15 protein-coding genes and 2 pseudogenes are annotated in these 21,194 nt (G+C 69.9%); 10 read left to right on the top strand and 7 right to left on the bottom strand.

What is annotated here, in order from left to right:
- Window positions 1–67: 67 nt before the first annotated feature.
- The gene (locus tag HNR22_RS27695) at window positions 68–2,362 is read left to right on the top strand and encodes a HelD family protein (RefSeq protein WP_179782822.1); all 2,295 of its coding nucleotides are present in this window, start codon (window positions 68–70) and stop codon (window positions 2,360–2,362) included.
- A gap of 94 nt (window positions 2,363–2,456) precedes the next feature.
- On the opposite strand, the gene HNR22_RS27690 is transcribed toward HNR22_RS27695, so the two are convergent.
- Window positions 2,457–2,876: a hypothetical protein gene (locus HNR22_RS27690; protein ID WP_179782821.1), complete on the bottom strand. Its 420-nt coding sequence runs from the start codon at window positions 2,874–2,876 to the stop codon at window positions 2,457–2,459.
- 190 nt (window positions 2,877–3,066) lie between these two features.
- On the opposite strand from HNR22_RS27690, the gene HNR22_RS31525 reads away from it, so the two are divergent.
- Window positions 3,067–5,109: a glycerophosphodiester phosphodiesterase family protein gene (locus HNR22_RS31525; RefSeq protein WP_179782820.1), complete on the top strand. Its 2,043-nt coding sequence runs from the start codon at window positions 3,067–3,069 to the stop codon at window positions 5,107–5,109.
- 272 nt (window positions 5,110–5,381) lie between these two features.
- Entirely contained in the window at window positions 5,382–5,666 is a 285-nt protein-coding gene (locus HNR22_RS27680; protein ID WP_425488115.1) for a hypothetical protein, read from the top strand.
- Between the two features lie 72 nt (window positions 5,667–5,738).
- Here HNR22_RS27680 and HNR22_RS27675 read toward each other — a convergent pair whose 3' ends face one another.
- The 4 genes from HNR22_RS27675 to HNR22_RS27660 all read right to left on the bottom strand — a co-directional run bounded on the left by HNR22_RS27675 (window position 5,739) and on the right by HNR22_RS27660 (window position 10,910).
- Window positions 5,739–6,683 (bottom strand): sporulation protein, encoded by a 945-nt coding sequence (locus HNR22_RS27675; protein ID WP_179782818.1) that lies wholly within the window; start codon window positions 6,681–6,683, stop codon window positions 5,739–5,741.
- A 230-nt stretch (window positions 6,684–6,913) separates the two neighbouring features.
- Window positions 6,914–7,942 (bottom strand): HEAT repeat domain-containing protein, encoded by a 1,029-nt coding sequence (locus HNR22_RS27670; RefSeq protein ID WP_179782817.1) that lies wholly within the window; start codon window positions 7,940–7,942, stop codon window positions 6,914–6,916.
- Between the two features lie 150 nt (window positions 7,943–8,092).
- Window positions 8,093–8,869, bottom strand: coding sequence for a DeoR/GlpR family DNA-binding transcription regulator (locus HNR22_RS27665; RefSeq protein WP_179782816.1), 777 nt, complete (start codon window positions 8,867–8,869; stop codon window positions 8,093–8,095).
- A gap of 37 nt (window positions 8,870–8,906) precedes the next feature.
- The gene (locus HNR22_RS27660; protein ID WP_179782815.1) at window positions 8,907–10,910 is read right to left on the bottom strand and encodes a beta-galactosidase; all 2,004 of its coding nucleotides are present in this window, start codon (window positions 10,908–10,910) and stop codon (window positions 8,907–8,909) included.
- A 282-nt stretch (window positions 10,911–11,192) separates the two neighbouring features.
- Here HNR22_RS27660 and HNR22_RS27655 point away from each other — a divergent pair, with 282 nt between their 5' ends.
- The 7 genes and pseudogenes from HNR22_RS27655 to HNR22_RS27630 form a co-directional block, all read left to right on the top strand.
- Entirely contained in the window at window positions 11,193–12,521 is a 1,329-nt protein-coding gene (locus HNR22_RS27655; RefSeq protein ID WP_179782814.1) for an ABC transporter substrate-binding protein, read from the top strand.
- 21 nt (window positions 12,522–12,542) lie between these two features.
- A complete protein-coding gene (locus tag HNR22_RS27650; protein ID WP_179782813.1) occupies window positions 12,543–13,505 on the top strand; it encodes an ABC transporter permease subunit in 963 nt (320 codons plus the stop codon).
- Window positions 13,502–14,416, top strand: a complete 915-nt coding sequence (locus tag HNR22_RS27645; protein WP_179782812.1) for a carbohydrate ABC transporter permease — start codon at window positions 13,502–13,504, stop codon at window positions 14,414–14,416. Before HNR22_RS27650 ends, HNR22_RS27645 begins: the two co-directional genes overlap by 4 nt.
- On the top strand, window positions 14,413–16,620 hold the full coding sequence (locus HNR22_RS27640) for an alpha-galactosidase (RefSeq protein ID WP_179782811.1): 2,208 nt from the start codon (window positions 14,413–14,415) through the stop codon (window positions 16,618–16,620). The genes HNR22_RS27645 and HNR22_RS27640 overlap by 4 nt, the downstream gene beginning before the upstream one ends.
- Window positions 16,556–16,759: pseudogene (locus tag HNR22_RS32080) on the top strand (hypothetical protein); the annotation flags it as partial. The gene HNR22_RS27640 and the pseudogene HNR22_RS32080, both read left to right, overlap by 65 nt.
- An 83-nt stretch (window positions 16,760–16,842) precedes the next feature.
- Window positions 16,843–17,001: a hypothetical protein gene (locus HNR22_RS27635; protein WP_179782810.1), complete on the top strand. Its 159-nt coding sequence runs from the start codon at window positions 16,843–16,845 to the stop codon at window positions 16,999–17,001.
- A 32-nt stretch (window positions 17,002–17,033) separates the two neighbouring features.
- Window positions 17,034–17,366: pseudogene (locus tag HNR22_RS27630) on the top strand (DMT family transporter); the annotation flags it as partial.
- A 72-nt stretch (window positions 17,367–17,438) separates the two neighbouring features.
- Here the strand turns inward: HNR22_RS27630 and HNR22_RS27625 are convergent.
- Together HNR22_RS27625 and HNR22_RS27620 are read right to left on the bottom strand one after the other, a co-directional pair.
- Window positions 17,439–19,145 carry an FG-GAP-like repeat-containing protein gene (locus HNR22_RS27625; RefSeq protein ID WP_179782808.1) on the bottom strand — a complete coding sequence of 569 codons (1,707 nt, stop codon included), beginning with the start codon at window positions 19,143–19,145 and terminating at the stop codon, window positions 17,439–17,441.
- A 509-nt stretch (window positions 19,146–19,654) separates the two neighbouring features.
- A complete protein-coding gene (locus tag HNR22_RS27620) occupies window positions 19,655–21,013 on the bottom strand; it encodes a cellulase family glycosylhydrolase (RefSeq protein WP_179782807.1) in 1,359 nt (452 codons plus the stop codon).
- Window positions 21,014–21,194: the final 181 nt, after the last annotated feature.

Genomic DNA, 21,194 nt, shown 5'->3' with positions numbered 1-21,194 from the left:
TCGAGGACACAAAAAAGAACGGCTAAAAGCCGTTCCTGCAAAGGATTCTAATCTTTAGGGAGACGGCTTGTCAAGGCACTCCGGCGGTTCCGGCGAATTGCCGCTCGACGACGAGATCGGTCGCGAGCAGGAGTACGTCTCGATGCTCTACGACCGGCTGGACGGGCTGCGGGAGCAGGCCACCCACCGGCTCACCGCCGAACTGCGCAACACCGGCGGCACCCTCCAGGACCGCTCGCAGCGCGACAGCTCGGTAGCGATGTACGCCGATCAGGTCGAGCAGTTCTCCGCCGTGGAGAATGGGCTCTGTTTTGGCCGCCTCGACGGTGACGACGACTCCCGCCGCTACATCGGCCGGATCGGCATCTTCGACACCAGCGGTGACTACGACCCGCTGCTGATGGACTGGCGGGCTCCGGCCGCCCGCCCGTTCTACCTCGCCACCGCCGCCAACCCGCAGGGCGTACGTCGGCGCCGGCACCTGCGCACCCGGCAGCGCAAGGTCACCGGCCTCAACGACGAGGTGCTCGACATCGACACCGCCGCCCCCGGCGGCCACGAGGAGCTGACCGGCGAGGCGTCCCTGCTCGCCGCGCTCAACGCGGGCCGGACCGGCCGGATGCGCGACATCGTCGAGACCATCCAGGCCGAACAGGACCAGATCATCCGCGCGGAGCTGCCGGGCGTCATGGTGGTTCAGGGCGGGCCCGGCACCGGCAAGACCGCTGTCGCGTTGCACCGGGCGGCGTACCTGCTCTACACCCACCGCCGCGAACTCTCCAGCCGGGGCGTGCTGCTGGTCGGCCCGAACGCGACCTTCCTGCGCTACATCTCCCAGGTGCTGCCGACGCTGGCCGAGACCGGCGTGCTGCTGCGTACCCAGGCTGATCTCTTCCCGGGGGTGAGCGCCCAACGGACCGAACCGGCCGAGACCGCGGCGCTCAAGGGCCGGGCGGTGCTCGCCGAGGTTCTGGCGCTGGCCGTGCGGGACCGGCAGTGGGTGCCGGACGAGCCGCTGGAGATCGAGGTCGAGCGGGAGACGCTGACCCTCGACCCGGAGATCGTGCGGGCGGCCCGGGAGCGGGTGCGCCGCGTCGACCGCCCGCACAACCTGGCCCGCGCGCTGTTCGACGTGGAGATCGTGCACGCCATCGCCGACCAGGTGGCCGAGCGGATCGGCGCCGATCCGCTGGGCGGGGACAACCTGCTCGACGAGGCGGACCGGGCCGAGATCCGCCGCGAGCTGCGCGAGGAGACGGAGATCCAGGCCGCCCTGGACCGGCTGTGGCCGGTGCTCACCCCGCAGCGGCTGCTCGCCGACCTGTACGCCGATCCGGAGCGCATCGCCGCCGCCGCGCCGATGCTGACCGAGGACGAGCGGGAGTTGCTGCGGCGGGAGCCGGGTGGGTGGACGCCGGCCGACGTGCCGCTGCTCGACGAGGCCGCCGAGCTGCTCGGCGAGGACGAGCGGGCCGCCGCCGCCCGGCGGGACCGCATCCGGATGATGGAACGGGAGTACGCCGAGGGCGTGCTGGAGATCGCCCGGGGTTCCCGCTCGATCGACGTCGAGGACGAGGCCGAGGGCGGTGAGATCCTCGGCGTGACCGACCTGATCGACGCGGACCGGCTGCTGGAGCGGCAGGAGGAGGCCGACCGCCTGACCACAGCGCAGCGGGCCGCTGCCGACCGGACCTGGGCGTTCGGCCACGTCATCGTGGACGAGGCACAGGAGCTCTCGCCAATGGCGTGGCGGCTGCTGATGCGCCGCTGCCCGAGCCGGTCGATGACGATCGTCGGGGACGTCGCACAGACCGGCGCGCTCAGCGGCACGCCCTCCTGGGCGGACGCCCTCGCCCCGTACGTCGCCCAGCGGTGGCGGCTGACCGAGCTGACGGTCAGCTACCGCACCCCGGCCGAGATCATGGCGGTCGCCGCCGACGTGCTGGCGGAGATCGACCCGGCGCTGCGTCCGCCCCGCTCGGTGCGGGAGAGCGGCGTACCCCCGTGGGACCGCGCGGTGCCCGACGAGAGGTTGGCGGCGGAGCTGGTCGCCGAGGCCGCCCGCGACGCGGCCCGGTTGACCGAGGGTCGGCTCGGCGTGCTGGTGCCGGCCGGCCGGGTGGGCGAGTTGGGCGCGGCCGTGACCGCTGCCCTGCCGGAGGCCGCCGTGGGCGAGCATCCGGAGCTGGAGAGCCGGGTCGTGGTGCTGACCGTGGCGCAGGCCAAGGGGTTGGAGTTCGACTCGGTGCTGGTCGTCGACCCGGACCGGATGGTGGCCGAGTCGCCGCGTGGGCGCAGTGACCTCTACGTCGCGCTCACCCGAGCCACCCAACGCCTGGGCATCCTGCGCCCCGCAAGCTGATCCCCCGGCCTCCCGGTCAACCCCTCTGTCGATATGAGGTTGGCGTGGACTGTCATCTCCGACAGCCACGCCAACCTCATGATCACAGTGGGCTCTAGTCGCCCGCGTGATCCTGGATGGACTTGGCTGGTCCGGTCGCGGAGGTGGACTGGTCGCTGGTGCCACCACCCATCGGGGTGCTCAGACCGCCGGTGGTGGCGTCGCCGGTCGTCGTCGGTGCGACCTTGCCCGGGTGGCGCTCCGGCTGCCGGGCCACCCTGCGTACGCTCGCCGGACCGGCGGTGCCACCGGTGGTGGTCACCGCGCCCTGCCCGCCGACCGGGCCGCCGTCGCGCAGCACCTGCGGGTCGATCCGTTCGTGCGCCGGGTCGAGCGGGTCGTCGCGCTGAATCTCGCTCAGCACATCGGTGCGGGGCACCGTCACCTCTTCGACGGCTCCCTTGCCGTACACGCCTCCGGCGATCCGATCCTCGGCCTGGCGGGCGGCGTCCTGCCGCATGTCGTCCTCACGCACGATCATCACCTCGCAGAAGCTGTGGAACTGACTGCGTGCCCGGCCACCGGCCGACCAAACCCGGCGTGACCGGGAGGTCGTCCACGGCGGTTCACCGTCGCGCCGCCCACTGGCCGCCTGCCCGCAGTCCGAGATGTCCATGCTGTCCGGCGACCGGTGGGAGATGCCCGCCGGCAGAGGGGATGACAGCGTGCGCACAGTACGCCGTACCGCCGTCGCGGCCCTGGTGGCCGCGACGGTGACGACCGGGTTCGCGGTGCCCGCCCAGGCGAAACCGCGACCGGACCGGACATTCGACGTGCAGGCCCACCGGGGCGGCCTCGGGCTGCGGGTGGAGAACACCCTCGCCTCCTTCGGCAACGCCCTCCAGCTCGGGGTGACCACCCTCGAACTGGACGTGCAGATCACCGAGGACGGTCAGGCCGTCGTCACCCACGACCGGAAGATCAGTGGCGCCAAGTGCGTCGACACCGCCCCGGTGACGCCCGGCGACCCGGAGTTCCCGTACGTCGGGAAGTACGTCAACACGCTCACCGTGGCCCAGGTGCGCTCGCTCGACTGCGGCTCGAAGACCCTGCCCGACAAGCCCGGCCAGCTCGCCGTCCCGGGTGCCCGGATGCCGTTGCTGCGTGAGGTCTTCGCACTGGTCAACCGCTACCGGGCGAAGGACGTGAAGCTCAACGTCGAGACCAAGGTGGAGGCGGGCGCGCCGACCGAGACCGCGCCCCGCGACCAGTTCGTCCGGGTCACCGCGGCCGAGATCCGCGCCGCCGGGCTGCTCAAGCAGGTCACCATCCAGAGCTTCGACTGGGGCGCGCTGATGCGCATGCGCCAGGTCGAACCGAAGTTGCCGCTGGTCGCCCTGACCAACTACGACTTCCTGCAGACCGGACAGCCGGGCGCCTCGCCGTGGCTGGGCGGGCTGGACATCGACGACTTCGGCGGCGACCCGATCAGGGCGATCCGCAGCTTCGGCGCGAGTGCCTTCTCACCGGTGCACGGCTTCCCGCAGAACGGCACTGTCACCGACCCCGGCTACCAGCCGTACGTCACCAGGGAGATGGTCGCCCAGGCACACCGCTACGGGATCAAGGTGATCCCGTGGACCGTCGACGACGTGCCGACCATGGCCAAGCTGATCGACGACGGCGTGGACGGCATGATCACCGACTACCCGGACCGGTTGCGTGGCCTGCTGGCGCAGCGCGGCTACCGGCTGCCGAAGGCGTACGCGGCGCCGTTCGACATCCAGGCGCACCGAGGCGGTCGGGCCACCCGGCCGGAGAACACCCTGCCGGCCTTCTCGAACGCGTTGTCCAACCGGGCGATCTCCACGCTGGAGCTGGACACCGGCGTGACCGCCGACGGCAAGCTCGTGGTGCTGCACGACCGCACCGTCAACGGTTCGCACTGCGTCGACACGGCACCGGTGCGCCGCGGTGACCCCTCGTTCCCGTACGTCGGCAAGCCGGTGCACGAACTGACCCTGGCGCAGCTCAAGACCGTCGACTGCGGCACGAGGACGCTGCCCGAGCTGCCCGCGCAGGTGCCCACGCCGGGTGCCCGGATCCCGACCCTGGACGAGGTCTTCGCCCTGGTGAAGGCGAGTGGTCGCACCGACATCGGGATGAACATCGAGACGAAGATCAGCCCGGTGGTGAACGACACCGAGCCGTACCGCAGCTTCACCCGCAAGCTCGTCGACGCCATCCAGCGCGCCGGCTTCACCAACCGGGCCACCATCCAGTCGTTCGACTGGCGCACCATCACGTACGCGCGGCAGCTCGACCGGCGGATCGGGACTGTCGCGCTGGTCTGGCAGTACGGCCCGGCCGAGTGCACTTCCCTCGCCGACGAGTGCTCGTTGCAGGCGGTGTACGGGAACCCGTCGGTGAAGAGCCCGTGGACCGGTGGACTGGACTGGTGGAAGCACCAGGACCTGGGCAAGCTGACCCGGGCCGCCGGTGCGGGCACGGTCTCGGCCAACTGGCAGGTGCACGACCCGAAGCAGCGCACTGTCGCCTCGGCGGACTGGTACCTGCGGGAGAACCCGGCGTACTTCCACGGACCGGACGTCCGGACCCTTCAGACGCGCGACGACCTGAAGGTGATCCCGTACACCGTTGACGACGCCACGGTCATGCAGCGGGTGATCGACCTCGGTGTCGACGGCATCATCACCGACGACCCGGACCTGTTGGTGAGCGTCGCGATCCGCAACGGCCTGCGCTGACACGGCGGCCCACCTGATCGCCGGCCGGATTTTTCCGGCCGGCGATCGGTGTTACCTGCTCCCGGGCCTCGGGTAGTCGGGGGTTGTCCCCGCCACGAATGCGAACCGTGCCGTGGCCGAAACGCGGTAGCGGGGCGAGGGAATGCAGGTACGACTCATCGCATCCTGAGGAGGACCAGATGAGCACGCAGGCTGCTTCCACCCGGCCGATGAACCGGCCGATGAACGACCCGCAGAACCCGGCGTCGATGCAGAACACGTCGACGCAGCAGATGCCGGTCATGCACGACGGCCGTCGCAACGACATGCAGGCACCTGGTACGGAAACCAAGCAGGCGTTCAAGACCACCGAGTTCTGGATCTACCTGATCGCGGTGGCCGCCGTACTGGGCGCGTCGCAGGTCGTTGGAAAGAACTCCGCCGGGGTGGACATCTTCCGGGCCGACAACGCCTGGTTCCTGATCACCCTGCTGACGCTGGGCTACCTCGGTAGCCGGGGTCTGGCCAAGGCCGGCAGCGCCTGGCGCAGCGGCGACGAGCGCAAGGCCCGCCACTAAGCGGGTAGCACGAACACAGCGCACGGTGGCCTCCGGGAGAACCTCCCGGAGGCCACCGTCGCGTGTAGACGACTACTCGTCGCCGCCGAAATCGCCACCGAAGTCGCCCTCGAACGCATCCTCGATCATCTCGCCGGCGATCATGCCGCCCGCGACACCGAGGGCCGCACCGGCCACCATGCCGCCCATCCCGTGCCCCCGGCTGTGACCGTGGCTCGGGCCGTACTGGGAGCGGAGGCTGCCGTAGCGGGACGTGGTCTCGCGCAGCCAGCCGTCGACGACCTGCGCCCAGTCCACCCGGTCGGCGTCGGTGTGCGACACCTGGTAGCGGCCGAAGGCGTCGTGCCCGGCGCTGAGGAACCCGCCGCGCTTGTCGCACTCCAGGATGACCTCCACGCCGCGCTGACTGGTCACGAAGGTCAACTCGACCTCCCGGATCGTGTTCGCGTACTGCGGGGAGGCGAAGAACTCGATCTCCTGGTAGAACGGCAACGTCTGCTGGACACCACGGATGTGGCCCCGCTCCAGGTCGGCGTGCTTGAACCGGAAACCGAGCCGCTGGAACGCCTCCAGGATCCGCTCGTGCACCGGCAACGGGTGCACGGCGACCTGGTCCAGGTCGCTCTTGTCGACGGCGCGGGCGATCGCCAGCTCGGTGCGCAGGCCCATCGTCATCCCGTGCAGGCGCTGGCCGTACACGTCGGTGATCGGGGTCTCCCACGGCACCGGCAGTTGGAACGGGATGGAGAGCTGCTGCTTCGGGGCGAGCTGGAGCGCACCGCTGACCGCCATCCGGTGGAACTCCATCGTGCCCGCGTACTCGGTGTCGTGTCCTTCGACCTCGACACGGGTGACCAGCCCGATCACCACCTGCTCGATGGCTGCCTCGGCGTCGCCGCCGACGAGGTTGACCTGCCCGTCGAGGGTCAGGCCGGGCCGGGTGTTGGGGTTGGTCAGCACGGTGTCCACACTGGGACCGCCGACACCGAACGCGCTCAACATCTTCTTGAAGACCATCGAAACTCCTGTGCGACGCCGACCGCTCCAGGCTGGAGTCGGACGTTGACTCGAACGGCACCCTATCCAGCACCCCTGTGAGGTGGCTGTGAAGTGCGCGGGGACGCGCGTGTCGGCGCTGGGCCTCGCGCCGTGCGGGGCCTCGCTCGCCAGATCGGCGATGTGGCGGTGCCCGGCGGCCGGTATACCGCCGCATCGGCGCGGTAGAGTCGATCATCGCCGATCGCGGCTCACGCCGAGGTGACGTCTGCGATCACCAGGTCGGCCGCACGCTCGGGGTCGTTCCCGGCCCGCCTGAGCAACCCGTCGACCCAACAGTGGCCGGACAGGTCCGCGTCGTCGGTGACGTCGAGGTAGAGGCCGAGATCGCACCGCTCGCCGAAGACCGCGACCTCCAGGTCGGGTCGACGCCTGTGGACCGCATGCAGAAGCAACCACGCCGACTCGTCACGCTGGGCGCGGAGCAGCGGGTCGCACTCGCGAAGCGCCTCGGCGACAGCGTCCACGCCGGGATCGAAGCCGTCCAGCAGTGGCAGCAGCGACGGGTCAGCCAGGTAGGCGGCGGCCTGAAAGGTGAACCTGTGGACCTCGTCCTGCGCGAGCAGGTCGCGGACCAGGGGAAGCGCCCTGGGGTCCCGTCGTCGCGCCAACCCCCGCGCGCCCTCCGCGCGTACCTCCGGGTGGGTGTCCTGGGTACGGTCCCACAGCGCCTGCCGGACGGCATCGCCGTCCGCGGTGCTCACCCAGCCCAGGCCGAAGGTGGCCCATTCCCGGACCTCCGGTTCGGAATCGGCGCACAGGTCGATCAACACCGCCTCGCCGGCCGCTTCCGGAGGATCATCGAGCACCGCCGGCACCGCTACCGCGACCTGGAAACGCACGTCAGCGTCGGGGCTGCCCGCGAGGGCCACCAGGGTCGGCAGGGCTCGCGCGTCGAAGGTGTCGCCGAGGGCACGCGCGACCGACCAGTGCACCTCGGGGTCGGACTCGTGCGCCGCCAACAGGATCAGGGCGGTCGCCACCTTTTCGCGCAGGTCCATGTGCAGGCTGCTCGTCGCGCCGAGCAGGTCGCAGGCCGCCGCCCGAACCACACGGTCGGGATCCGAGAGTCTGCCGACAGCCAGCCCGACGGCCGCCGCCCCCGAGTCGGCGGCCCGGCGAAGCAGGTCAGAGCCGTCGTCGGAGTCGCCCGACTCGATGACAGAACGAAGCCGCTGCACCGCCTGGTCGAACAACTCCGCCACCTCATCCGACTTCACCGCCGGATGGTGCCACGCCAGGTGGTCGACGGCTGAGCCGTTTTCGCCGTGATCAACTCGGGTTCCCGGAAACCGGGGTGTCCGAGTGACCGGGACACCCCGGTATCCATGAAGCCGAGTCGATCACGGTCTGAGGGTGACGTCGGGCGTCTAACCGACCTCCACGACCACCAGCTCGCCGACCTGCTCGCCGATCGCGGCACGCGCCTCCGCCGGCAAGCCGCGGTCGGTGATCAGCACGTCGGCGGCCTCCAGCGGCGCGATGGTGGCGATGCCGATGATCTCCCACTTGGTGTGGTCGGCGAGCACCACGAGCCGGCGCGCAGCGCCGATCAGGCAGCGGTTGACCCCGGCCTCCAGCAGGTTCGGCGTGGTGAGCCCGGTGCGGGGGCTGAGCCCATGCACACCGAGGAAGAGCAGGTCGACGTTGAGCGCGCTGATCGCCGCCTCGGCCACCGGCCCGGTCAACGCGTCCGACGGGGTGCGGATGCCACCGGTCAACACGACAGTCTGGTCGGCGCGGGGATTCTGGTAGAGCGCGTCGGCCACCGGGATGGAGTTGGTCACCACGGTCAGCCCGCGTACGTCGGAGAGCAGGGTGGCCAGCGCGGCGGTGGTGGTGCCCGCGGAGAGCGCGATGGCCATGCCCGGCTCCACCATCCGCGCCGCGCGCTCGGCGATGGCCCGCTTCTCCGCCCGCTGGCGGATCGACTTCGCCGCGAAGCCCGGCTCCTCGGCCGAACCCGGCCCGGCGAGCGTCGCGCCGCCGTGCACCTTGTCCACCAGACCGCGCTCGGCCAGCACCTCCAGGTCGCGCCGGATCGTCATGTCGGAGACACCGAACCGACTGACCAGGTGGCTGACCCGCACGCCGCCGCGTTGGCGGATCAGATCGAGGATGGCGGTCTGCCGCTGCTGGGCGAGCATCTGGGGAACCTCCTTCGTGCCGTGGCTGTAGCCGGGTTCAGGCCGGGTCGTCGGCCCGATCCTCCCGGACGACCGCCACCTCACCGGCCGGCAGGGTCAGCTCACCGGCGCAGCGCGCCCCGGTCAGCAACTCCGTGCCCTGCACCGGGAGCCGCACCTCGGCACCGGTGTGGTTGATGACGAACAGCCAGCTCCGGTCGCCGTCGCGTCGACGGACGACCTCCACACCGGACGGTGCTGGCGCGGCCGGGCGGACGCCGGCCTCGTCGACGAGTCGGGCGACCAACCGGTCGGTGGCCGGTTCGTCCAGCCGGGTGCCGACATACCAGGCGGCGCCGTCGCCGACCCGGTGCCGGGTCAGCGCCGGCACACCCGGCAGGGGCCCATCGGTGTACGACGCCAGCACCTCGGCGCCCTCGGGGTGCAGCCACTCGGTCCACACATCCGCGGTGCTCCCGTCGTCGAGCCGGACCTGTTCGCCCTCCCGCAGCGGGAAGAACTCCTCGGTCCGTACGCCGAGCAGCTCACGGAACGCGCCCGGGTAACCGCCCAGCCGGATGTGGTCGTTCGCGTCGACGATGCCGCTGAAGTAGGTGACAGCGGCGGTGCCACCGTCCTCGACGTAGCGGTGCAGCGCCTCGACGTCGGCGTCCCGCACCAGGTAGAGGGTCGGTGCCAGGACCAGTCGGTAGCCGCTGAGGTCCGCCGACGGGTGGACGATGTCGGCGGTCACGCCGGCCCGCCACAGCGCCCCGTGGAGGGCACCCAGCCGGTCGGCGTACGTGACGTCGACGCTGGGGCGCGAATCCAACTCGACCGCCCACCACGCCTCCCAGTCGAACAGGATCGCCACGTCGGCGTCCACCCGACTGCCGCGTACCTCGGCCAGCGCCTTCAGGTCCGCGCCGAGCTGGCAGACCTCGCGGAACACCTTGGTGTCCGGTCCGGCGTGCGGCACCAGCGCGGAGTGGAACTTCTCGGCGCCGGCCCGGGAGGCGCGCCACTGGAAGAACAGCACGCCGTCCGCGCCCCGGGCGACGTGCGCCAGGCTGTTGCGGCGCAGCTGACCGGGCAGTTTGGCCACGTTGCGCGGCTGCCAGTTGACCGCGCTGGTGGAGTGCTCCATGAGCAGCCACGGGTCACCGCCGGCGACGCCCCGGGTGTGGTCGGCGGCGAGCGCCAGCCCGAGATGCGCCTGCTGGTCGGCGGCGGTCAGGTAGTGGTCGTTGGAGACGAGGTCCACGTCGTCGGCCCAGGAGTGGTAGTCCATGTGCTTGACGCCCATGCCGATCATGAAGTTGGTGGTGACCGGCTGCTGGACCAACGTCCGCAGCACCTCCCGTTCGGCGCGCAGCTGGGCGCGCTGCTCGTCCGAGGAGAAGCGCAGGAAGTCGAGTTGCTGTGTGGGGTTGGCGAAGGTCGGCGCGGTACGCGGCGGGTTGATCTCGGCCCAGTCGCCGTAGCGCTGGCTCCAGAACGCGGTGCCCCAGGCGTCGTTGAGCCGGTCCAGGTCGCCGTAGCGCGCCCGCAGCCAGCCACGGAACGCCTCGGCGCTGACGTCGCAGTAGCAGTGCACGTTGTGGCAGCCCAACTCGTTGGAGACGTGCCACATCACCACGGCCGGATGCTCGGCGTACCGGCCGGCGACCGCTCGCACCAGCTCCAGCGACCGCTGCCGGAACACCGGCGAGCTGGGGCAGTACGCCTGCCGTCCACCCGGCCAGAGGATCGCGCCGTCGGCGCGGCGGGGCAACGTCTCCGGGTGCGCGCGGGCCAGCCACGGCGGTGGGCTGGCGGTGGCGGTGGCGAGGTCGACCTGGATGCCGCCGTCGTGCAGCAGGTCCAGCACCCGGTCCAACCATCCGAACTCGAGCCGGCCCGGCGTGGGCTCCAGCAGGGCCCAGGAGAAGATGCCGACAGAGACCAGGTTGACCCCGGCCTGGCGCATCAGCTCGACGTCCTCGGACCAGGTCTGCTGGGGCCACTGCTCGGGGTTGTAGTCGCCGCCGAAATAGATGCCGTCACCCTGCCATCGCCGCATGAGAGCTGAGGGTGCACCGGCCCGGACACGCAAGTCAACAGGTTCCAACATGGACTTTTTTCCAACGTTTACCTCGTAACAGCCATATCACAACTGGGTTAGCGGAGGCGGAACGCCCTCTTGACAGCGCCCGTCGGAGCGGTACTTTGAGCCCCCAATGGCCGTTCGTGTTCGTCAATGTGGGTTCTCGGTGAATCCCGATCACTGACCACGACGGCCGCTCTGCCTTCACCACCCTGATGACCCTTGGGCGTAGCACCTCTTCACCAGCAGGAGGCACAGATGTCCCGTCCCCAATCCCAAGCCGAGTACCTGGCTCGACTCGTACCACCCTCGGTTGCCGGCCTCAACCGACGCTCCCTGCTGGCCGGCGCTGCCGGCACCGGCGCGCTGCTCGGCACCGGCCTGCTCGCCGGCTGCGGCGACGACTCCGGTTCCGGATCCGACTCGAAGGACGTGTCAGTCGGCTCGAACCAGTCCGACCCGAAGCCCAAGGACGTCACCGCCAAGGTCATGGACGGGTTCAAGACCGCGTCCGGCATCACGCCGGCGATCAACACGGTCGACCACAACACGTACCAGGAGAACATCAACAACTACCTGCAGGGCAAGCCGGACGACGTCTACATGTGGTTCGCCGGCTACCGGATGCGCTTCTTCGCCGCCAAGGGCCTGGCCAACGACATCAGCGACGTGTGGGGCAAGCTCTCCGGCTTCTCCGACGCCTTCAGGAAGGCGTCCACCGGGGACGACGGCAAGCAGTACTTCGTGCCCTCGTCCTACTACCCGTGGGCGATGTTCTACCGCAAGTCGGTGTGGCAGCAGTACGGCTACCAGGTGCCCACGACCCTGGACCAGCTCACCGCGCTCAGCGCGCAGATGAAGAGGGACGGCCTCATCCCGATCGCGTTCGCCGACAAGGACGGCTGGCCGGCGATGGGCACCTTCGACATCCTCAACCTGCGGATCAACGGCTACCAGTTCCACATCGACCTGATGGCCGGCAAGGAGGCCTGGACCTCCGACAAGGTCAAGAAGGTCTTCGACACCTGGGCCGGTCTGCTCCCCCTGCACCAGCCGGACAGCCTCGGCCGCACCTGGCAGGAGGCGGCGCAGTCGCTTCAGCAGAAGAAGAGCGGCATGTACCTGCTCGGCCTCTTCGTCGGCCAGCAGTTCAGCAACGAGGAGCAGAGCGACCTCGACTTCTTCACCTTCCCCGAGATCGACCCGGCGATCGGGGCCAAGGCTCTGGACGCGCCGATCGACGGCTACATGATGGCCCGCAAGCCCAAGAACGAGGCCAACGCCAGGAAGCTGCTGGAGTACGTGGGCGGCAAGGACGCCGCGAACATCACGGTGAAGAACGACCCGGCCACCCTCGTCGCCAACAGCGGCGCCGACGTCAGCGGCTACACCGCGTTGCAGAAGAAGGCCGCCGAGCTGGTCGGCTCGGCCACCGAGATCGCCCAGTTCCTCGACCGCGACACCCGGCCGGACTTCGCCTCGACGGTGATCATCCCGGCGATCCAGCAGTTCATCAAGAACCCCAAGGACATCAGCGGGCTCACCTCGTCCATCGAGAACCAGAAAAAGTCGATCTTCACTGACTGACGGCGGAAAGGGGAGGACATCGTGTCCGACCTGCCCCTGATCCAAGCGGATCGCGCCGTGCCGCCGCCGGCCGCGACCACCTCCACGGGTGGTCGTGGCCGTCGTCGGCGGCTACGGCTCCTGTCCCGCACCGACCGCGTGGTCATCACGCTGATGGTGCTCGTCCCGCTGCTGCTCGTAACCGGGTTCGTTTGGCTGCCGGCGGCGGCCACCGTGCTGCTCTCCGGGACCAACTGGGACGGCATCGGCCCCCTCAACGAAATCGAGTTCATCGGCGCCCGCAACTACAGCGACGTGGTGAACAACTATCCGCCGTTCGTGCCGGCGGTCCAGCACAACCTGCTGTGGTTGGCGGTCCTGTTCGTGATCGCCACCCCGTTCGGCATGTTCCTGGCTGTCCTGCTCGACAAGGAGCTGAGCGGCAGCCGCTTCTACCAGACCGCGCTCTACCTGCCGGTGGTGCTCTCGCTGGCGCTCATCGGCTTCGTCTGGCAACTGCTGTACTCCCGCGACCAGGGCCTGATCAACGCGGTGTTCGGCAGCAACATCGACTGGTACGGCGACTCCAGCGTCAACATCTGGGCGGTCATGGTCGCCTCCGGCTGGCGGCACGTCGGGTACATCATGCTGCTCTACCTGGCCGGGCTGAAGGGCGTCGACCCGTCGTTGCGGGAGGCCGCGGCGGTCGACGGCGCCTCGGAGAGCCGCACCTTCTTCCGGGTCGTCTTCCCGGTGCTGCGGCCGATCAACATCATCGTGCTGGTGGTGACGGTGATCGAGTCGCTGCGCGCGTTCGACCTGGTCTGGGTGGTCAACAAGGGCCGCAACGGGTTGGAGCTGATCTCGGCGCTGGTCACCCAGAACGTGGTGGGTGAGGCGAGCCGGATCGGGTTCGGCTCGGCACTGGCGACGATCATGCTGATCGTCTCGCTGGTCTTCATCACCATCTACCTGGCGACCGTGATGAGGGAGAACCGGGAATGAGCACCGCGACCGTCACCCGGCGTACCGAGGGTGAGCCCGAGGCGCCGCCGCGCCGCCGCAAGCTGACCCCGCTGCGGCTGTTGCTGCACGGCTTCCTCATCGTCGTCGCGCTGGTCTGGCTCTTCCCGATCGCCTGGGCGGTGCTGACCTCGCTGCGCTCGTACGACTACACCGCCGCCAACGGCTACGTCTCGTTCGGCGGCTGGACCTTCGACAACTACGTCACCGCCTGGCAGACGGCGGAGTTCGGTCAGCACTTCCTCAACTCGGTGTACATCACCGTGCCGGCCGTGCTGCTGACCCTCTTCCTCGCCTCCTGCGTGGCGTTCGTGATCGCCCGGTTCAGTTGGAAGCTCAACATCGTGCTGCTCGGGGTGTTCACCGCGGCCAACCTGCTGCCCCAGCAGGCACTGCTCATCCCACTGTTCCGGGTGTTCACCGAGGTGCCACTGCCGGAGTTCATGAGCGACTCGGAGCTGCTGTACGACAGCTACTGGGGCCTGATCCTGATCAACGTCGCCTTCCAGTGTGGATTCTGCGTCTTCGTGCTCAGCAACTACATGAAGGCGCTACCGCGCGACCTGTACGAGGCGGCGATGGTCGACGGGGCGAGCATCTGGCGGCAGTACTGGCAGGTCACCATGCCACTGTGCCGGCCGGCCCTGGCCGCGCTGGCGACGCTGGAGGTGACCTGGATCTACAACGAGTTCTTCTGGGCCACCGTCCTGATGCGCACCGGCGACAAGTTCCCGGTGACCAGCTCGCTGAACAACCTGCGCGGCGAGTTCTTCACCGACAACAACCTCGTCTCGGCGGGCAGCGTGCTCGTCGCGATCCCCACCCTGGTGATCTTCTTTATGCTCCAGCGGCACTTCGTCCGGGGCCTGACCTTGGGAGCCTCAAAGGGATGACGATCCTGCACCTGCGCCGCGCGCGGACCAGCCTGGTGCTCGACGCGCGCGGCCCGGGGCTGCCCCGGGTCGTGCACTGGGGCGGCGACGTCGGCGACCTCGACGACGACGGCCTGCGCCAGCTCGTGGACGCGACAGTGCCGCCGGTGGTGCCGAGCAGCTTCGACGAGCCGCCCGTGCTGTCGCTGCTGCCGGAAGCGAGTGCGGGCTGGAGTGGCCGCCCGGGTCTGGCCGGGCACCGCGACGGACGGGACTGGTCCACCTCTTTCCGCCTCGACGGGTTGGACGTGCGTGACACCCGCACCGACCCAGGCCACCTGGCCGCGGGCGGCGAGGCGGTGGGCGTACTCCCGGACGACGGTGGGCACGACGGGCCCGGCGGGGCGCTGCTGACCGTGCGGGCGTCGGACCCGGCCGCCGGGCTGACCCTGACCAGCGAGATCATGCTCGACCCGCACGGCCTGCTGACCGTCCGGCACCGGCTGCGCAACGACGGTGACACGGCGTACGAGCTACGGGAGCTGACGCCGGTGCTGCCGGTGCCGGCGGTCGCCACCGAGCTGCTCGACCTGACCGGCCGGTGGTGCCGGGAACGGTCCCCGCAGCGGCACCGGTGGCAGCAGGGCGCCTGGGTGCGCGAGGGTCGACACGGTCGCACCGGTCACGACGCCACACTGCTGCTGGTGGCGGGCACCGCCGGGTTCGGTTTCGGCCACGGCGAGGTGTGGGCTGTGCACACCGCGTGGAGCGGCGACCACGTCACCTTCGCCGAGCGCCGGCCCACCGGCGAGTCGACCCTCGGTGGCGGCGAGCTGCTCACCCCCGGTGAGATCCGGCTCGGCCCCGGCGAGTCGTACGAGTCACCGTTGCTCTACGCGGTCTGGTCCGACACCGGGCTGGACGGGCTCAGCGACGTGCTGCACACGCACCTGCGGGCCCGGCCCGGGCACCCGCGCTCCCCCCGCCCGGTGACCCTCAACGTCTGGGAGGCGGTCTACTTCGACCACGACCTGGACCGGCTGCGGGCCCTCGCCGACCGGGCCGCCCAGATCGGCGTGGAGCGGTTCGTGCTCGACGACGGTTGGTTCCGCGGTCGGCGCGACGACACCGCCGGCCTCGGCGACTGGTACGTCGACGAGGGTGTCTGGCCCGACGGCCTGCAACCGCTGATCGACCACGTGACCGGCCGGGGCCTCCAGTTCGGTCTCTGGGTGGAGCCGGAGATGGTCAACCCCGACTCCGACCTGTTCCGCGCGCACCCCGACTGGCTGTTGGCCGTACCGGGACGACTGCCGCCGTCCTGGCGCAACCAGCAGGTGCTCGACCTGGGCCGCCCGGAGGCGTACGACCACGTGCGGGACCGGCTCCACGCGCTGCTCACCGAACACCCCGGCATCAGCTATCTCAAGTGGGACCAGAACCGGGACCTCACCGAGGCCGGGCACCACGGCCACCCGGGGGTGCACGGGCAGACCCTGGCGGTCTACCGGCTCTTCGACGAGTTGCGCAGCCTCCACCCGGGTGTGGAGATCGAGAGCTGCTCGTCCGGCGGGGCCCGGGTGGACCTGGCCATCCTGGCGCGCACCGACCGGGTCTGGGCCAGCGACTGCAACGACGCCCTGGAACGGCTCAGCATCCAGCGCTGGACGGGCCTGCTGCTGCCGCCGGAGCTGATCGGCACGCACATCGGCCCGGAGCGGTCGCACACCACCAACCGCGTGCACGACCTCGGATTCCGGGCGGCCACCGCGCTCTTCGGACACCACGGCATCGAGTGGGACATCGCCTCGATCAGCACCGAGGAGCAGACCGAACTGGCTGCCTGGGTGGCACTGCACAAGCGGCTGCGCCCGCTGCTGCACGCTGGCCGGGTGGTCCGGGTCGATCACCCCGACCCGGCCGTCTGGGCGCACGGCGTCATCGACCACGACGGCACCCGAGCGGTGTACGCGGTGGCGCGGCTGGCCACCTCCGCCACGCCGTACCCCGGCCCCGTCCGGCTGCCGGGCCTGGACCCGGACCGCCGTTACCGGGTGCGGCCGGCATCCGACGTGCCGGCGCCGGCGAGCATCGACCGGTCCGCGCCGGGCCGGCTCGCGGGCGGCGTCGTCCTGAGCGGCGCCGCACTGGCCCGGATGGGTGTCCAACTGCCCGCGCTGCACCCGGAGCAGAGCCTGGTGCTGGAGGTCGACGCCGTCGACTGAAAAGATTCTGGAGATTCTTCGGGCGGGGTATCGAGAACGGCGCTGGCTGCTTCTACCTCAGGGTGAGAGCACCGAGGAGGCGCGCGGCCCGGCACAGACCGGGCCGTCCGGCGAGCTGATCTCACTGGCCGACCAGGACCGCGGCCGCTGGGACGCGGCGGCGATCGCCGAGGGCGTCGCCCTCGTCACCCGGGCGTTGCCGCGTGGGCCGGTCGGCACGAGATGGCCGGTGACCGCGAGCGGGCGATCGTCGACTACCGGGCTGCCGCCGCGCGGACGAGCAGCCTGCCCGAGCAGCGCTACCTCACCATGCGAGCGGCCCGGCTCGCGGCCGAACCAGGCGACGTCCTGGCACCGGTGCGGCCCGCCCGCCGGCGTTAGCCTGACCACGACGACTTCGGCCGAGCAGTCAGAACTGGGGACGCATGGCGTACGTATTGCTGGGGGTTGCCATCCTCGCCGAGGTGCTGGCAACCAGCCTGCTCAAGAGCACCGCCGGGTTCAGCCGCCTCTGGCCGACTCTGGGTTGCATCACCGGTTACCTGTTGGCGTTTCTCCTGTTGGCCCAGGCCGTCAAGGAGATCCCGGTGGGCGTCGCGTACGCCCTCTGGTCGGGCTTGGGCACGGCGACCATCGTGGCGATCGGGGCGGTGTTCCTGGACGAGCCGGTCGGACTGGCAAAGCTCGCCGGCATCGCGTTGATCATCGCCGGAGTGGTCATCGTCAACCTGACCGGGGAGCATTGACCCGCCGCACGGCGGGTGGGTTCCCCCGCCTCCCATCGGGGAGGCGGGGGAACCGCCGTCACGCAGAGGTGATCACTCGCCGTCGAACCTCATGTTCACCCACCAGCCGAAGGTGCGCGGCCGGTTCAGCCACGATCCGACGGGCGCGTTGAAGCCGCCACTCGCGGTCGAGGCAAAGGTGCCCATGGTGAGGCCCTCGTCGGCGTACTTGTAGAGGACGGCCAGGTCGTCGCGCTTGTCGCCGTTGTAGTCGCCGGCGGCCAGCTTCATGCTGGCGAAGTGGCCAAAGTCGGTCGACGACCAGGAATCCGCGGGCGCGTTGAAGTTTCCGTCCGCCTTGGCCGTGAAGGTGTGCAGGCTGGTGCTGCTGAAACCGCGATACTTGAGGACCGCCACGTCACCGCGACCGTCGCCGTTGAAGTCGCCGTCCATCACCTTCATCTCGGAGAGTGCGGAGAACGGCTTGTCCGCTGGGGTGGACCAGGAGGTGTACGGGGTGCCGAACTTGCCGTCCGCCTGACCCGGCCAGGTGAAGATCGACATGGCCCCGGTGCTGTAGCGGTAGAAGAGCGAGGCGTCGGCCCGGCCGTCCCCGTTGACGTCGCCAGCGAAGACGGAGGTGAAACCCCAGGTGCCGAAGGTTGACGCGCGCCACACCTCGATCGGGGCGGCGAAGCCGCCGTCCGGTCGGGAGATCCAGTTGATCCACGCCTCGTCGCCGTTGCCGGACTGGAAACCGTAGAAGGCGGTCAGGTCTGCTCGACCGTCACCGTTGAAGTCGCCGGAGGCCATCTTCATGGCACCGATGTGACCCCAGCTGGCCCCGGCCGTCCAGGAACGGATGGGCGCGCCGTACTTGCCGTCCGCCTGGGTGATGAACGTGTCGATGGCGAAGCTGCCATCGGCGGCGGTCGACAATGCCGCGACGTCCTTGATGCCGTCACCGTCGAAGTCGTCGTTGAAGACCTTGACGCGGTCCCGGTTGTACCTCGTCTCGGTGCTCTTCCACGAACCGATCGGGTCGGTGAACCCGCCCGTCGAGGTCGCCGGGAAGGTGTTCGGGGCGGCCTGCCCCGGGTCGTACGTGTACAGGAAGTTGACGTCCTCGTAAGCGTCGGTCGCCACACCCTGCGGCATGGTCGCGGCGAACCACGGCGCGAGATCGTCGACCCGGCTGTCCACCGCGTCGCGGCGAGTCTCCGTCTCGGCCAAGCACCCACCCTGCCACGAGCTGTAGTGCACACCGACGAGCTGCGGCTTGCCGCTCACCACCCGGACGGTGGGGCCGCCGAGGTCGCCGCGGCAGATTCCGGTCTGCCCGCTCCCCAGGATGTTGAGGGTGGACGCCCCGACCGCCTGGACGCCGAACGAGCCGCTGTGCAACTGATCGGGAACCCAGGCACTGGCCGTACGACCGAAGCCGGCACCGGTGAGCTGCTCGCCGACCGTCGGTGCGGCCCCCAGTGCCACCGGGGTCACGTCGACCCGGCGGGCCAACCGCACGAGGACGAGGTCACGATCGGGGTGCGGAACGATCCGGAAGGCCGGAACGACCGCGCCCGCGGACGCGGTGAGGTTGGGGCGCCCGACGGTGACCGTCGTCGGTTTTGTCGGCTTGCCCGCGACCACGGCCTGACCGTTGAAGCTGAAGCAACTCTTGGCGGTGAGCACCCACCAGGGGTCGACCAGGGATCCGCTGCACGAGCGCTCCAGCGACCCGACGTCGACCTTGGCGACGAAGGCGAACGCCCCGTCGGTGACGGGCGTCCCTCCGGTCACGGCCTGAGCCGACGAACCGTGGAGCAGCCCCGCAACCAGGGTTGCCGCGAGCAGGCCTGCCTGGGCTGCTCGCCGTCGATAAGACGATGACACTAATGATCCTTTCTGGATCAGAAGGCAGGGACGCTGCGCGGCGCGTACCGGTGTCAGTGACGACGTGCGTCGGAGCGCGGCGAGGACACGCCGTGCCGCGCTCACTGGCCTGCTCCTGAGAGCGGCGCGCTGGCTCCGGGCGTGGTGAAGCGAGTCGTGCCCGTCGATCGTGGGCACGACTGTGCACAGTCGTACATGAAGGACCCCCGTGGCCCCTGCGGGCTGAGCGGTTACCGGAAAGCAACCGCAGGCTCACCTTAGGGATCAATCTCGCAACCCACTGTCCCCCATCAATGTGGAGAATCCCACAGCCTGGCATCTTGCGAAATTCATCCATCATGAGCTATGCGCCCGCCGGCTGCACTACAGGGTGGCCGGGTCCGCACGGGACCCGGCCACCGCGGCGTGGTGCCTGGTCAACCGGCGGTGCAGCTCACCTCCGGTCGGGCGTTGCTGCCAGTCCAGCCGCCGATGAATCCGAAGGTGGTGCTGGCACCGGCGGCCAGTCGGCCGTTGTAGTCCACGTTGCGGGCGGTCACGGTGGCCCCGCTGCTGGTCACTGTCGCGCTCCAGGTCTGGCTGACGCTCTGGCCGTTGGCGAACGTCCACCGGGTGGTCCAGCCCGTGATCGCGGCGCTGCCGGCGGTCACCCGCACCTCACCCTGGAAGCCGCCCTGCCACTGGCCGGTCACCGTGTAGGTCGCCGTGCAGCCGCCCGCAGGTGGAGGCGTGGTCGGGGGCGGCGTGGTCGGCGGAGGCGTCGTGGGCGGCGGGGTGGTCGGCGGCATACTGCTGAAGACGCTCGCCTCCCGGGCCGTCTGCCGGATGCCGTTGGCGCCGTTGAAGAGCCGCTGACCCCAGGTGGTCAGGTTGGCCGGGTTGAACGAGGTGGCCAGGTCGAGATACTCCACCCCGCCGCCGTTGCCACTCCACGACCAACCGAGCCAGCCGATCCCGTTCGCCTGGCTGTAGGCGAGGATGGTGTCCTCGTCCGGGTCACCGTCGGAGTGGTTGAAGCCGAACTCACCGACCACGATGGGCAGCCCCGCCGAGCGGAAACGGCCCAGATAGTCGCTGATCTCCGCGGCGGTGTCGAAGACCCCGTACATGTGGATGGAGAAGACGGTGTTGCGGGCCGGGTCAGCGGCGAAGACCGACGCGGCGTTGTCGCGCATGGTGAACGACCAGTCCTGTCCCCAGTTCGGCGCGTCCACCATGATCGTGTGGGTCAGCCCGCCGGCACGCAGGCGCTTGATCGCGTTGGCGTTGTCGGTGGCCCAGGAGGCGTAGTTCTGGTTGCCGTACGGCTCGTTGCCGATGTTGACGATGACGAATCGTTCCTGGCCGGCGAGGACGTCGGCGAGACTGAGCCAGTAGTCGACAGCGCGGTCGAGAGTGATGGCGCCACTCTGCTCGCCGTACCCGGTGGTGTCGTGCACCTCGAGCACGCAGATCAACCGGTTGCCCTTGCACGTCGAGATGACGTTTGCGACGTCGGCGTTGGTGTTACGGGTCCACCGGTCGCCGCTGGAGAGCACCACCCGCACGGTGTTCGCGCCGAGCGCCTTGACGTCGGCGAACGAGCTGGTCTGCTGCGGATACCAGGTGTGGGCGTGGTTGACGCCGCGCATGATGAATTCGGTGCCGTTGGCGTCGTACAACCTGCCGTTCGCGACGGAGAAACCAGCTGCGGCGTGGGCCGGCTGGCCGAATGCCAACACCGCGACGAGCAATGCGAGCAGGGCCGCCGCGACGGCGGAGAGTCGAGTCTTCATGGCCTTCCTCAGGGAGGACCCCCGGTGCCCGACAGGGGTGGGACGTGACAGGGGAAGGCGGCTGCAGCCCGGCAGCCGCGCCCGATCCCGGCGCGCAGACATCAGCGTAGGACGATGGGTTGACCACCGCAACCGGTTCAGTAGGCAGGCCCGAGCCCAGACAGCCGCAACGGCCCACGCG

The sequence above is a fragment of the Micromonospora jinlongensis genome (assembly GCF_013410645.1).
GTDB classification, from domain to species: Bacteria; Actinomycetota; Actinomycetes; order Mycobacteriales; family Micromonosporaceae; genus Micromonospora; species Micromonospora zamorensis.
The sequence above is the reverse complement of the archived record's forward strand: the minus strand, read 5'-3'. Positions and strand labels throughout refer to the sequence as shown.